At 71.3% G+C, this 12,457-nt stretch carries 14 protein-coding genes; 6 read left to right on the top strand and 8 right to left on the bottom strand.

Going from position 1 to position 12,457, the window contains the following annotated elements; translation table 11 throughout:
- Positions 1–28: 28 nt before the first annotated feature.
- The 4 genes from ACFWU6_RS14085 to ychF all read right to left on the bottom strand — a co-directional run bounded on the left by ACFWU6_RS14085 (position 29) and on the right by ychF (position 3,175).
- Complete coding sequence (locus ACFWU6_RS14085) at positions 29–607, bottom strand: hypothetical protein (RefSeq protein ID WP_383981011.1); 579 nt, start codon at positions 605–607, stop codon at positions 29–31.
- Positions 598–1,038, bottom strand: coding sequence for a tyrosine-type recombinase/integrase (locus tag ACFWU6_RS14080; protein WP_383981009.1), 441 nt, complete (start codon positions 1,036–1,038; stop codon positions 598–600). Before ACFWU6_RS14080 ends, ACFWU6_RS14085 begins: the two co-directional genes overlap by 10 nt.
- A gap of 212 nt (positions 1,039–1,250) precedes the next feature.
- Positions 1,251–1,610: a hypothetical protein gene (locus ACFWU6_RS14075; protein WP_383981007.1), complete on the bottom strand. Its 360-nt coding sequence runs from the start codon at positions 1,608–1,610 to the stop codon at positions 1,251–1,253.
- Between the two features lie 476 nt (positions 1,611–2,086).
- Entirely contained in the window at positions 2,087–3,175 is a 1,089-nt protein-coding gene (gene ychF, locus ACFWU6_RS14070) for a redox-regulated ATPase YchF (protein ID WP_383798253.1), read from the bottom strand.
- A 133-nt stretch (positions 3,176–3,308) separates the two neighbouring features.
- Between ychF and ACFWU6_RS14065 the strand changes: the two genes are divergently transcribed.
- The gene (locus ACFWU6_RS14065; protein ID WP_383798194.1) at positions 3,309–3,821 is read left to right on the top strand and encodes a DUF6542 domain-containing protein; all 513 of its coding nucleotides are present in this window, start codon (positions 3,309–3,311) and stop codon (positions 3,819–3,821) included.
- A gap of 2 nt (positions 3,822–3,823) precedes the next feature.
- Here the strand turns inward: ACFWU6_RS14065 and ppgK are convergent, their stop codons facing one another.
- Both ppgK and ACFWU6_RS14055 read right to left on the bottom strand, forming a co-directional pair.
- Positions 3,824–4,561, bottom strand: a complete 738-nt coding sequence (gene ppgK, locus ACFWU6_RS14060) for a polyphosphate--glucose phosphotransferase (protein WP_383981006.1) — start codon at positions 4,559–4,561, stop codon at positions 3,824–3,826.
- A gap of 21 nt (positions 4,562–4,582) precedes the next feature.
- On the bottom strand, positions 4,583–5,587 hold the full coding sequence (locus ACFWU6_RS14055; RefSeq protein WP_383798200.1) for a 4-hydroxy-3-methylbut-2-enyl diphosphate reductase: 1,005 nt from the start codon (positions 5,585–5,587) through the stop codon (positions 4,583–4,585).
- An 86-nt stretch (positions 5,588–5,673) separates the two neighbouring features.
- Between ACFWU6_RS14055 and ACFWU6_RS14050 the strand changes: the two genes are divergently transcribed.
- The 4 genes from ACFWU6_RS14050 to ACFWU6_RS14035 all read left to right on the top strand — a co-directional run bounded on the left by ACFWU6_RS14050 (position 5,674) and on the right by ACFWU6_RS14035 (position 9,539).
- Complete coding sequence (locus tag ACFWU6_RS14050) at positions 5,674–7,152, top strand: APC family permease (protein WP_383981004.1); 1,479 nt, start codon at positions 5,674–5,676, stop codon at positions 7,150–7,152.
- Positions 7,153–7,283: 131 nt separating this feature from the next.
- Positions 7,284–8,567 carry an exodeoxyribonuclease VII large subunit gene (gene xseA, locus ACFWU6_RS14045; protein WP_383798206.1) on the top strand — a complete coding sequence of 428 codons (1,284 nt, stop codon included), beginning with the start codon at positions 7,284–7,286 and terminating at the stop codon, positions 8,565–8,567.
- Positions 8,568–8,621: 54 nt separating this feature from the next.
- The gene (locus ACFWU6_RS14040; RefSeq protein WP_383981002.1) at positions 8,622–8,840 is read left to right on the top strand and encodes an exodeoxyribonuclease VII small subunit; all 219 of its coding nucleotides are present in this window, start codon (positions 8,622–8,624) and stop codon (positions 8,838–8,840) included.
- 105 nt (positions 8,841–8,945) lie between these two features.
- Complete coding sequence (locus ACFWU6_RS14035; protein WP_383798210.1) at positions 8,946–9,539, top strand: malonic semialdehyde reductase; 594 nt, start codon at positions 8,946–8,948, stop codon at positions 9,537–9,539.
- Positions 9,540–9,696: 157 nt separating this feature from the next.
- Here the strand turns inward: ACFWU6_RS14035 and ACFWU6_RS14030 are convergent, their stop codons facing one another.
- The gene (locus tag ACFWU6_RS14030; protein ID WP_383798256.1) at positions 9,697–10,227 is read right to left on the bottom strand and encodes a DUF4245 domain-containing protein; all 531 of its coding nucleotides are present in this window, start codon (positions 10,225–10,227) and stop codon (positions 9,697–9,699) included.
- A 236-nt stretch (positions 10,228–10,463) separates the two neighbouring features.
- On the opposite strand from ACFWU6_RS14030, the gene glpX reads away from it, so the two are divergent.
- Positions 10,464–11,495 carry a class II fructose-bisphosphatase gene (gene glpX, locus ACFWU6_RS14025; protein WP_383798213.1) on the top strand — a complete coding sequence of 344 codons (1,032 nt, stop codon included), beginning with the start codon at positions 10,464–10,466 and terminating at the stop codon, positions 11,493–11,495.
- A gap of 196 nt (positions 11,496–11,691) precedes the next feature.
- Here the strand turns inward: glpX and ACFWU6_RS14020 are convergent, their stop codons facing one another.
- Positions 11,692–12,093 (bottom strand): WhiB family transcriptional regulator, encoded by a 402-nt coding sequence (locus ACFWU6_RS14020; protein WP_383798216.1) that lies wholly within the window; start codon positions 12,091–12,093, stop codon positions 11,692–11,694.
- Positions 12,094–12,457 lie beyond the last annotated feature (364 nt).

Here is a 12,457-nt window from a genome sequence, read left to right as displayed (position 1 = left end):
ATCCAGCACATCCAGCACCCGCGCCCCATCACGCGTGAAAGTCGCTAAGCCCCTGACTGAAGAGTGCGGCTGCTACTACTGCGCCGGCGAAGCCGAACCCGATTCCAGCCGGTCCGCCACACACGGTGGCGAACGCCCCCAGTCCCACCGTCACGGCTGCACACAGGAGGTAGATGGCACCACGCATCCTGCGTGGCAGGTCGCCCTGCACAGCCTGCCCTCCCTCCAATCTCTCGGCCTTGGCAAGGAGGGTGCTGATCTCTTCGGTTGCGTGGTCATCCACATGCTTCACCGCCTCGCGGAGAAGTCCAGGTACATCCAAGGGGTCAATACCCAAAGTCCAGTCTTTCGTATGACCACTCTGCGCCAGGAGTGCGACCTCAAGTTCGTCGGCGAAACGCTTGAGAAGCGGCACCCCCTTGTGAATCTTCCCAAGCTGGGTGGCCATGCCCAGGCCCACCTTGATGAGATCGCTGGATGCTGGCGTCTTACCTTCCGGGACGCCCTGCTCGAAACCTGTCGTCCAGATGACGTCCAGCCCTAGGAGCTGGGTAGAGGCGGCCGCAAGGTCCGCTGCATCTTGCTGATCTGCAATGCTCAGGGCCATGGGTACTCCGATGCCGCAGGTCTGGATTTCAGCCTAGACATGCGAGCCGCCCTTCCGCCCCTCGTGCTGAGCCAAGTCGGTGAACCAAGCACGGACCGCCCATCACACCATCCTGCCGTATCCCTCAGACGAGCCTGGAGCCTCGGGTCGGCACCTGTACGGGCACGGGCCGCACGGCCTTCTGCATGATGTCGCGGCAGCGGTCCCACGCCTCGGGGACCAAGTGGCCGTAGGTGACGACGGCGGTTGATCGACTTGTGGCCGAGCCAGCGTGAGACCTCGTGGATCGGAACGCCATTCGTCAGGGCAGTCGAGGCGAAGAAGTGCCGAAGGCTGTGTGGGGTGTACTTCGGACTGCCGTCTGCATTGACGAGGCCAGCAGCCTTGAGGGCCTTCCGCCAGCGGTACCCGTAGGTCGAAGCCGCAGGCATGATTCCCTTGCCCCGCTCCCGAGGGGCGACGAGGACTTCGACGACCTTCTTCTTGCCGCTCTTGGTCTCGAGCCCAAGGGATCAGGACCCACGCTGCGGCGTGCTCGTCGATCTCGTGCCCGATAAAAGGAGGCATCGGAATGTCTCGGTACTCCCCCCCTCCTCCCGTGGCGTCCCATGACAGTCCGGCCGACAAGTGCGCTGGCGCCTCTCTAGCTTGTGCGCCACGCTGTCGCACCGTACTCGGCGATCTGGGCGATGGCCTGCTCAGCTGTCGGGAATGTGAGTTCCGAGACCCAGCGGCCGGGCGTGAGAAGGGAAACCGTGTAAGCCGGCCGATCGACCGGCACCTTTTCGGTGACGTAGTCATCGTGGCACTTCTGGACTTCCTCACCTTTAGATGCGTCGTACTCGTATGGGCACTCGGTGCGGCGGACCTGCTGGTTCTCGTACACCCTTTCCGTTGTCTTTCTCGCGACGCCTTCGCTCCCTTGGTTTCCGACCCGACCCGCGACGGCCGTCCCAGCGCTGAGCAGGTCAAGCGCCTGTTGCTGGGTGAGGGGGTACTGCATCCCGGCGCTCGGCAGGGGTGCAGCCGAGGGCTGCCCTGTCGGAGCGACGGGCGGCAGTGAAGGGTTCAACGGTTGCAGAGTGAACCGCTCCAAGCTGCTTTCAGCCGACTCATACGCGTCCGAGAGAGGGCTGCCCTGGGGTTCTCCGTCACCTTCGCAACCCGCAATTGCCAGCAGGGTCAAGACAACGGCTGCCAGCAGCCGTGGATGAGAGGCCATAGCTGATTCGCCTCATCGACGTGTTGATCCCCTACTGATCACGGTAGCCGCCCAGCCCTGCGTACGCGCGTCGGCCGGACAGGTGGTAGCGCGTGGGCACGCGGGACATCCATCCAGCACGGTGCGGGTGATGACGGGTGACGAGGTGTCAGATTATCCAGCACCTATCCAGCACGGTGAAAAGCTAGGGGCCCACCCCGACAGGTGGACCCCTTCAGACCTGGATGTTTACCAGGTCAGCGATGTGGTGTGGCGTATTACACGTTGAAGCGGAACTCCACCACGTCGCCGTCCTGCATGACGTATTCCTTGCCCTCCATGCGGGCCTTGCCCTTCGCGCGGGCCTCGGCCACCGAGCCGCATTCGACCAGGTCCGCGAAGGAGATGACCTCGGCCTTGATGAAGCCGCGCTGGAAGTCCGTGTGGATGACGCCCGCGGCCTCCGGGGCGGTCGCGCCCTGCTTGATCGTCCAGGCGCGCGTTTCCTTCGGGCCGGCCGTCAGGTACGTCTGCAGGCCCAGCGTGGCGAAGCCGACGCGGCCCAGGGTGGCCATGCCCGGCTCGTCCTGGCCGACCGACTGGAGGAGTTCGAGGGCCTCGTCGTCCTCGAGCTCGACGAGCTCCGCCTCCAGCTTGGCGTTCAGGAAGATCGCCTCCGCCGGGGCGACTAGGGCGCTCTGCTCCGCCTTGAAGGCGTCGTCCGTCAGCTCGTCCTCGTCCACGTTGAACACGTAGAGGAAGGGCTTCGTCGTGAGCAGGTGCAGCTCGTGGAGGAGGTCGCCCTTCTCCGTGCCCTTCGCGATGCCCTTGGAGAAGAGGGTGTCGCCGGCTTCGAGGATCTTCTTGGCCTCGACGACCGCGGCCAGGACCGCGACCTTCTCCTTCTGGAGGCGGGACTCCTTCGTCAGGCGCGGCTCCGCCTTCTCGATGGACTGGAGGTCGGCGAGGATCAGCTCGGTGTTGATCGTCTCGATGTCGTCCTTCGGCGAGACCTTGCCGTCGACGTGGACGACGTTCTCGTCCTTGAAGGCGCGGATGACCTGGCAGATCGCGTCCGACTCGCGGATGTTCGCGAGGAACTTGTTGCCCAGGCCCTCGCCCTCCGAGGCGCCGCGGACGATGCCCGCGATGTCGACGAAGTCGACGGTCGCCGGGAGGACCTTCTGAGAGCTGAAGATGCCGGCGAGGACGGCCAGGCGCTTGTCCGGGACGCCGACGACGCCGACGTTCGGCTCGATGGTGGCGAACGGGTAGTTGGCCGCCAGCACGTCGTTCTTGGTCAGGGCGTTGAACAGGGTCGACTTGCCGACATTCGGCAGGCCGACGATTCCGATCGTGAGCGACACGTTGGCGACTTCCCGTAGTGGAGGGGCGGCGGCCCGGGTGCGGGCCATCGGACAGTTTACTTTCCGATGAGAGGCAGTGGATGTACGCGTGTCCGGGGCCGGATCCGAGGGGCCTCCCGCCTAGTTTGGTGGGGTGGAGCAATACAGGACGCGACCGGCCCCTCACCCGCAGCGACCTCCGGCGCAGCGCCGGCGGCCGCGTGCCGCCGTGCCGCCCCTCCAGGGCCGCGGGCCGCGGCTCGCGGCCGCGCGGCGGCTGCCACGGCCCCGGCTGACCGGGCTCGGCGGCGGGCTGTTCGCGTGCGCCGCCATGGCGCTGGCCTGCGGGGTGTCCTGGCTGCTGTTCGACGCCTCGCTCTTCGTCTACGGGCTGCTCTTCCCGCCCGTCGCGGCCGCCACCGCCCTGTGGGTGCGGCCCGCCGACCTGATCACCGCGCCGATCACCGCCCCGATCGCCTTCGCCGCCGGAGTGTGGCCCATCTCGGGCGGCTCCGGCGGCTTCGGCGGGCATCTGATGGGGCTGGTCTCCGCGCTGTCCCTGCACGCCGGCTGGCTGTACGCGGGGACGCTGGCGGCGGCGCTGATCGTCGTCGTGCGCAAGGCCGTGCTGATCGGCCGCCGCCGGCTCCCGAGGCAGTACGGCTAGTACTACTCCTTCGCCGCCATCGCCGCCCCGACGATGCCCGCGTTGTTCTGCAGTTTCGCCGGGACGATCTCGGCCCGGATGCCCTCGATCAGGGGCAGGAACTTCTCCGGCTTGCGGCTGACGCCGCCGCCCAGGATGAAGAGGTCCGGGGAGAAGAGCATCTCCACGTGCTCCAGGTACTTCTGCAGGCGGTGGGCCCAGTGCTCCCAGCTGAGGTCCCCGTCCTCCTTCGCCTTCACCGACGCCCGCTTCTCCGCGTCGTGCCCCTTCAGCTCCAGGTGGCCCAGCTCCGAATTCGGGACGAGGCGCCCGTCCGTGAACAGGGCGCTGCCGATGCCCGTGCCGAGGGTGAGCAGGATGACCGTGCCGCCCCGGCCGCGCCCGGCCCCGTACGTCATCTCGGCGACGCCCGCCGCGTCCGCGTCGTTGAGGACCGTGACAGGCAGGCCGCCCAGCTCGCGCGAGAGGAGGGCCGCCGCGTCGAGGCCGATCCAGCTCCTGTCGACGTTCGCCGCCGAACGGGTGACGCCGCCCGTGACCACCCCCGGGAAGGTGACCCCGACCGGGCCGGTCCAGGAGAACGCGCGGACCACCTCCGCGACACAGCCGGCCACCTCGTCGGGGGTGGCCGGCTGCGGGGTCAGTACTTTGTGGCGCTCCTGCGCGAGGTCGCCTCGGTCAAGGTCCACAGGGGCACCCTTGATACCGGAACCGCCGATGTCCACACCCATGATCTGCATGGACATACCGTACGAAACGAGTTAGCGGTCGGCGACCAGTTCCGCGGCTTCCGCCCGAAGATCGCGGCGCAGCTCCTTCGGCAGCGAGAAGACGATCGACTCCTCGGCCGTCTTGACGATCTCCACGTCCGCATACCCGCGCGTCGCGAGGTAATCCAGCACTTCCTCGACCAATACCTCCGGCACCGAGGCGCCCGAGGTCAGACCGACCGTGGTGACGCCCTCCAGCCAGGCCTCGTCGATCTCGCTCGCGAAGTCCACGAGGTGCGCGGCGCGCGCGCCGGCGTCGAGGGCGACCTCGACCAGGCGGATCGAGTTCGAGGAGTTCTTGGAGCCGACCACGATGACCAGGTCGGAGTCGGCGCCCATCACCTTGACGGCGGCCTGCCGGTTCGAGGTGGCGTAGCAGATGTCGTCGCTGGGCGGCGAGACCAGCAGCGGGAACTTCGCCTTCAGCGCGCCGACCGTCTCCATCGTCTCGTCGACGGAGAGGGTGGTCTGGGAGAGCCAGACGACCTTCGACTCGTCGCGCACCTCGACGTTCGCCACGTCGTCCGGGCCGTCCACGACGGTGATGTGGTCCGGGGCCTCGCCGGAGGTGCCGATGACCTCCTCGTGGCCCTCGTGGCCGATGAGGAGGATGTCGAAGTCCTCGTTGGCGTACCGGATCGCCTCCTTGTGCACCTTGGTGACCAGGGGGCACGTCGCGTCGATCGTCGCGAGCCTGCCGCGCGCGGCCTCCTCGTGCACCACCGGCGCCACGCCGTGCGCGGAGAACATCACGATGGAGCCCTCGGGGACCTCCTCCGTCCGCTCGACGAAGACGGCGCCCTTCTTCTCCAGCGTCTGGACGACGTACTTGTTGTGCACGATCTCGTGGCGGACGTAGACCGGCGCACCGTACTGCTCGAGGGCCTTCTCGACAGCGATCACGGCTCGGTCCACGCCCGCGCAGTAGCCGCGGGGTGCGGCGAGCAGGACGCGGCGGGAAGCGGGAGCGGGGGCGGCAGCAGTCATGCGGTCCATCGTACGGGGGTCCCCGGGAGGCCGCGGGCCGCCCGTTCGGCACAGACTTGGCCGAAAGCGTGTCCCGCCCATCGCCCGGAGGACGGATGGCGTCCGCTACGGATTCCAGCAAGGCGGCGCCCGCCGCGCTGAGGCGGTCCCTCGGCTTCCGGGACCTCGTCGTGTACGGGCTCCTGTTCATCGCGCCGATGGCCCCGGTCGGCGTGTTCGGCACGCTGGACGCCGCGTCGCACGGAGCCGTCGCCCTCGTCTACCTCGTCGCGACCCTCGCGATGGCCCTGACGGCCTACAGCTACGCGCAGATGGTGCGGGTGGCCCCGCAGGCCGGGTCGGTCTTCACGTACGCCCGCAAGGGCCTGGGCGAGGGGCCGGGGCTGATCGCCGGGTGGATGGCGATGCTCGACTACCTGCTGATCCCGGCGGTCGCGTACCTGTTCTCGGGGATCGCGATGAACGCCCTGGTCCCGGAGGTGTCGCGGTGGGTGTGGACGGCGCTGGCCGTCGTGGTCACCACCCTGCTGAACCTGTGGGGCGTACGGGCGGCGGCGCGGGTGGGCTTCGCGGTGCTGGCCCTGGAGGTCGTGGTCCTGCTCGTCTTCCTGGTCGCCGCGGTGACCGCGCTGGCCGGGGGCGGGGCGCAGCGCGGCTGGCTGTCCCCGCTGACCGGTGACGGCTCGCTGGGCTTCTCCTTCGCGGCGGTGCTCGGGGCGGTGTCGGTCGCGGTCCTGTCGTACCTGGGCTTCGACGCCATCGCCTCCTTCGCCGAGGAGGTGACGGGCGGCAGCGCGAGGGTGGCGCGGGCGGTGCTGTTCTGCCTGGCGCTGACGGGGGTGCTGTTCGTCGCCCAGACCTACCTGGCGGCGCTGCTGACGCCGGTCTCCTCGGCGGAGCTGGCGGCGAACCCGGGCGCGCAGGGGCCGGCCTTCTACACCACCGTGGAGTCGGCGGCGGGTCCGTGGCTGCACGACCTGGTCGCGGCCAGCAAGGCGATCGGGGCGGCCTTCGCGGCGCTGGCCGGGCAGGCGGCGGCCGGCCGGCTGCTGTTCGCGATGGCGCGCGAGCGGCGGCTGCCGCGGGCGCTGGCGCGGACCTCCGGCGGCACCCCGCGCCCGGCGCTCCTGGTGGCGGCCGCGATCACCCTGGTGGCGGCGGTGTGGGCGGCCCGACGCGACGACGGGCTCGACCACCTGGTCTCGGTGGTGTCCGTCGGGGCGCTGGTCGCCTTCACGCTGCTGCACGCGTCGGTGGTGGGCTGGTTCGTGGTCAAGCGGCGCGGGGGCGAGCCGGACTGGCTGAAGCACCTGGTGGCGCCGGTGCTGGGCGCGGCGGTGACCGTGGCGGTGATCGTCGAGGCCTCGTGGACGGCGCAGCTGGTGGGGGCGGTGTGGCTGGCGGTGGGCCTGGGCGTGCTCTTCGCCCAGCGCGGACGCCCCGGCCCGCGCCCGGACGGCGATGCGGGCGGCGGCCCAGGCGGCTTGGGCGGCGATGCGGGCGGCTTGGGCGGCGGTACGGGCGGCGGCCTGGGCGGTCCGGGTGCCGGTCCGGGCCGCGGCCCCGGCGGCTAGGTAAGCGGTTCGGGCGGAGGCCACCGCCGCGCCCCGGGCACGGCTCGGGCCGCGGCTCCGGCGGGCGTGCGGCCGCGACACCCCGGCGGGAGGCGGGGACGGGTGTCGGCAGGGCCGGATAGCCTGCGCGCATGGGTCTGAATACGTCGGCCGAGGCGCCGCTGCCGGTAGGCCAGGTGTCCCGGCTCATCGGGGGCTGGATCGACAAGCTCGGCCAGGTGTGGGTGGAGGGGCAGATCACGCAGCTCTCGCGGCGGCCGGGGGCGGGGGTGGTCTTCCTGACGCTGCGCGACCCCTCGCACGACATCTCGGTCGGCGTGACCTGCTACCGCCAGGTCTACGACGAGGTGGCGGACGCCGTCTCGGAGGGTGCGCGGGTCGTCGTCCTGGCCAAACCGGAGTGGTACGCCCCGCGCGGCCAGCTGTCCCTGCGGGCCACCGAGATACGGCCCGTGGGCATCGGCGAGCTGCTGGCCCGGCTGGAGCGGCTCAAGCGGGCCCTCGCCGCGGAGGGGCTGTTCGCCCTGGACCGCAAGAAGCCGCTGCCGTTCCTGCCGCAGCTGGTCGGGCTGGTGGTCGGCCGGGCCTCGGCGGCCGAGCGCGACGTACTGGAGAACGCCCGGCGGCGCTGGCCGGCGGTCCGCTTCGAGGTGCGCAACGTGGCCGTCCAGGGGGTGCACGCGGTGCCCCAGGTGATCCGGGCGGTCAGGGAGCTCGACGCGCTGGACGAGGTGGACGTGATCATCGTGGCGCGCGGCGGCGGCAGCGTGGAGGACCTGCTGCCCTTCTCCGACGAGGAGGTCGTCCGCACGGTCGCCGCCGCCCGCACCCCGGTGGTCTCGGCCATCGGCCACGAGCCGGACTCCCCGCTGCTGGACCTGGTCGCGGACCTGCGGGCCTCGACGCCCACGGACGCGGCGAAGAAGGTCGTCCCGGACGTGGGCGAGGAGCTGGAGCGGGTGCGCCAGCTGCAGGACCGGGGGCTGCGTGCGGTCCGCGGGCTGCTCGACCGGGAGGAGCGCGGACTGGCACACGCCCTGGCCCGGCCGGTTTTCGTCCACCCGCAGCGGATGGTGGAGACCCGGGAGGACGAGGTGGACGCGCTGCTGGCCCGCAGCCGCCGCACGCTCGGGCACCTGCTGGACCGGGCCGACTCGGAGCTCTCGCACACCCTGGCGCGTGTGGTGGCGCTGTCCCCGGCGGCGACCCTGGAGCGCGGGTACGCCGTGCTCCAGCGGGCCGACGGGCACGTGGTCCGCTCGCCGGAGGAGGTCTCGGGGGGCGAGGTGCTGCGCGCACGGGTGGCGGAGGGCTCCTTCTCCGTACGGGCCGACGACCCGGCCGCCGGGGCCGGAGGGGCCAGAGGGGCCGGGGAGGCCGCGGCGCCCGCCGCCGCCGCACCGGCTTCCGAATGACGACACACTGCCGCAACGAACGCGTCGGACAACGAACCTAGGGTGGAAACGGGAATGGCTGAGGCCGAGACGGCATTGGGATACGAGCAGGCCCGCGACGAGCTCATCGAGGTCGTCCGCAAGCTGGAGGCGGGCGGCACCTCGCTGGAGGACTCGCTCGCGCTCTGGGAGCGCGGCGAGGAACTCGCGAAGGTCTGCCGGCACTGGCTGGAGGGGGCCAGGGCCCGCCTTGACTCGGCGCTCGCGGCGCGGGAGGCGGCCGACGGGGAGTGATCCCGGTCACCGTCGGACCGGCTTAGTTGAACGTTCACCTACTTTTGCCGTAGAGTCGGGGACATCGCTCCACCGCTTCACCTCCGTATGGAAGAAGGCTTTCCGATGTCTCTCGTTCTCGACCCCGCCGCGCAGGACCTGCTGTTCCGCGAGGCCCGCACGGCCAACTCGTTCTCCGACGAGCCGGTCACCGAGGAGCAGGTCCAGGCGATCTACGACCTGGTGAAGTACGGCCCCACCGCTTTCAACCAGACCCCGCTGCGCATCACCCTGGTCCGCTCCCCCGAGGCCCGTGAGCGTCTCGTGAAGCACCTCGCCGAGGGCAACCAGGCCAAGACCGCGGCCGCGCCGCTCGTCGCGATCCTCTCCGCGGACAACGAGTTCCACGAGGAGCTCCCGACCCTGCTCCCGCACTTCCCGCAGGCCAAGGACCTCTTCTTCGCCGAGCGTCCGGTCCGCGAGCAGTCCGCGCTGCTGAACGCCGCGCTGCAGGCCGCGTACTTCATCGTCGGCGTCCGCGCCGCCGGCCTGGCCGCCGGCCCGATGACCGGCGCCGACTTCGGCGGCATCCAGAAGGAGTTCCTGGACGCCGACCACACCCCGCTGATGGTCGTCAACATCGGCAAGCCGGGCGAGGACGCCGTCGGTTTCCCGCGCTCCCCGCGCCTGGAGTTCGACCAGGTCATCACCACCGTCTGAGTGCGGACGGCGCCCGCCGCCGTACGCCGAAGAGGCCGCGCCCCCCGGGATTCCGGAGTGCGCGGCCTCTTCGGCGTACGCATCGCGCCGTCGCCGCGAAGACGGCCGAGCCCGGCGGCAGGCCACCCGCACGGGGCGCCGCCGCGGTTGCCGGCTGCTACCCGCCGGCCGTGGCGCCCTGCTTGAACTCCAGCGCCGACGCCATCGCGCCGAGCTGCTCGAAGGAAGCCGTACCGGTCACCACCGTGACGAAGCCCTGGTCCTGCTTGACGAGGGCGTCGTACTTCTCGCCCTCCCAGCGCTCCCAGGCCGCGTCGCCGACCTGCTGCGTCTGCCCGGTGGCCTTCGCCTGCTGGGTGACCCGGCCCAGGTACTTCACGGAGACGTCGGTGGACTGCTCCAGCGCCACGTACTCCTGCTTCGGGTCCAGGAAGCCCAGGTGCCACGCGTCGGCGTTTTTGCGTTCGTACGTCACCGAGGTCGCGCGCCACTCCGCCGGGAGCCCGACCGGGACCGCCAGGGGGTACGGGGCCGCACGGCGCGCCGTGATCGTCTCCACCCGGTAGTCGACCGTGCGCGTCGGATCGGCCTTCTCGTCATGGGGGATGAAGAGATAGATCCCCGCCACGACGAGGCCGATCACCCCCAGCGACCGGACCATGTCCCAGACCGTCTGCTTGCCTTTCATACCTGCCACGGGACCATCGTCCCGCATGGCCGGCGGCGATCACCGCCGGGGTGGCCCCGAGCGGGCGCGCGCCGGGGGCCCGGCGGGCGGGAGCGGGCCACAAGACGTCCGCACTGGCCAATCGGCTGACCGATATCCCGCTCATACGTGCCCCGGCCTGCTCAATATGTCGACGTACCGATAGAGTTCGGGCACCCTCACATCCCGGCCGTCGTCGTACAGAAAGGTGCGCTCCGATGACCGAGCACAACCTGCCGCCCCAGCTCGAAGTCTCCCCCGAAGCCCCCGACCGCAACCTCGCCCTCGAACTGGTCCGGGTCACCGAGGCCGCCGCCATGGCCGCGGGCCGGTGGGTCGGCCGCGGTGACAAGCTCGGCGCGGACGGCGCCGCGGTCAACGCGATGCGGACCCTGATCTCCACCGTCTCGATGAACGGCGTCGTCGTCATCGGCGAGGGGGAGAAGGACGAAGCCCCCATGCTCTTCAACGGCGAGCGGGTCGGTGACGGCACCGGTGCCGAGGTCGACATCGCCGTGGACCCCATCGACGGCACCACCCTGAACGCCAAGGGCATGCCGAACGCCATCGCCGTACTGGCCGCCGCCGACCGCGGCACCATGTTCGACCCGTCGGCCGTCTTCTACATGGAGAAGCTGGTCACGGGCCCGGAGGCGGCCGACTTCGTCGACATCAACGCCCCCGCGTCGGTCAACATCCGCCGCGTCGCGAAGGCCAAGAACATGGCCGTCGAGGACGTCACCGTGGTCATCCTGGACCGCCCGCGCCACGAGGGCATCGTCAAGGAGATCCGCGAGACCGGCGCGCGGATCAAGTTCATCTCGGACGGCGACGTCGCGGGGTCGGTCATGGCCGTGCGTGAGGGCACCGGCGTGGACCTGCTCCTCGGCATCGGCGGCACCCCCGAGGGCATCATCTCGGCGTGCGCCATAAAGTGCCTCGGCGGCACGATCCAGGGCAAGCTGTGGCCCAAGGACGAGGCCGAGCGCCAGAAGGCCCTTGACGCGGGGCACGACCTGGACCGGGTCCTGCACACGAACGACCTGGTGTCCGGCGAGAACGTCTTCTTCGTCGCCACCGGCATCACGGACGGCGAGCTGCTGCGCGGCGTCCACTACCGCTCGGAGACCGCGACCACGTCCTCGCTGGTCATGCGCTCGAAGTCGGGCACGATCCGCCAGATCGACTCGACGCACCGGCTCTCGAAGCTGCGTGCGTACAGCGCGATCGACTTCGACCGGGCCAAGTAGCCCGGCCGGACACGGCACGCCGGAGGGGCGGCCACCGCGTGCGGCGGTGACCGCCCCTCCGGCGTGTGTGCGGAAGGCTCGGGTACGGGTCGTCGTGCCGGTCCGGGCGGTCGCGGCGGGCCCACCGGTTGGCTGATCGGCTGGCCGGTACGGGGCTCCGCGCGCCCCGGAGCGGCCGCGGGCGGGCTCCGCCTCCTCAGCCCGCCGCGGCGATCGGACCGGCGCCCGCCGCGGCCTGGCGGAGCTCGGCGGACCGACGGCGCATCCGGGCCAGGACCACGCGCCGCTCGGCGGCGGTGAGCCCGCCCCAGACGCCGTACGGCTCGGGCTGGAGCAGGGCGTGCTCGCGGCAGGCGACCATCACCGGGCAGCGGGCGCAGACGCGCTTGGCGGCCTCCTCCCGGGAGAGCCGGGCCGCGGTCGGCTCCTTGGACGGCGCGAAGAACAGTCCCGCCTCGTCGCGGCGGCAGACCGCCTCCGCGTGCCAGGGCCCGTCCTCGGCCCTGGCCGGCACCCGCGGCTTCGGCACGGCGGCCGGGCGCCCGTGAAGGCTCTGGGCGGCGGCTGCCTGCAGGGACTGATGCGGCGGATGCGGCACGGTCTACTCCTGACGACGTATACGCGAGCGAGAGACGATGCACCTGTCCCTACCCGCTGTACGCGCCCCTATGCACCGGGTGCCACGGGCCGGCGGAGGAACGTCCGAAACGCGATCCCGCCTGCGGCGGCGTCTCCCGGGCCCTCGGCGGGCCCGGAGCGCACGGCCGGAACCCGCCTGCGGCGACGGCCACCGGCGCCCGGCCGACCCGGGGGCCGCCGGGGACCGGGGGCGGGGCCGCCCGGGACCGGGGGCGGGGGCGGGTGGGGGCCGAGGTCGGGGCTGCCGGGGGCCGGGGTCGGGCTGGGGGGCCGCACGCGGCGCCGCGGCGCGCGCCGGCCGACGGCGCGGCGCGCTCCGGACC

The organism is Streptomyces sp. NPDC058674 (assembly GCF_042716505.1).
In the GTDB taxonomy this organism is placed as follows: domain Bacteria; phylum Actinomycetota; class Actinomycetes; order Streptomycetales; family Streptomycetaceae; genus Streptomyces.
The sequence above is the reverse complement of the archived record's forward strand: the minus strand, read 5'-3'. Positions and strand labels throughout refer to the sequence as shown.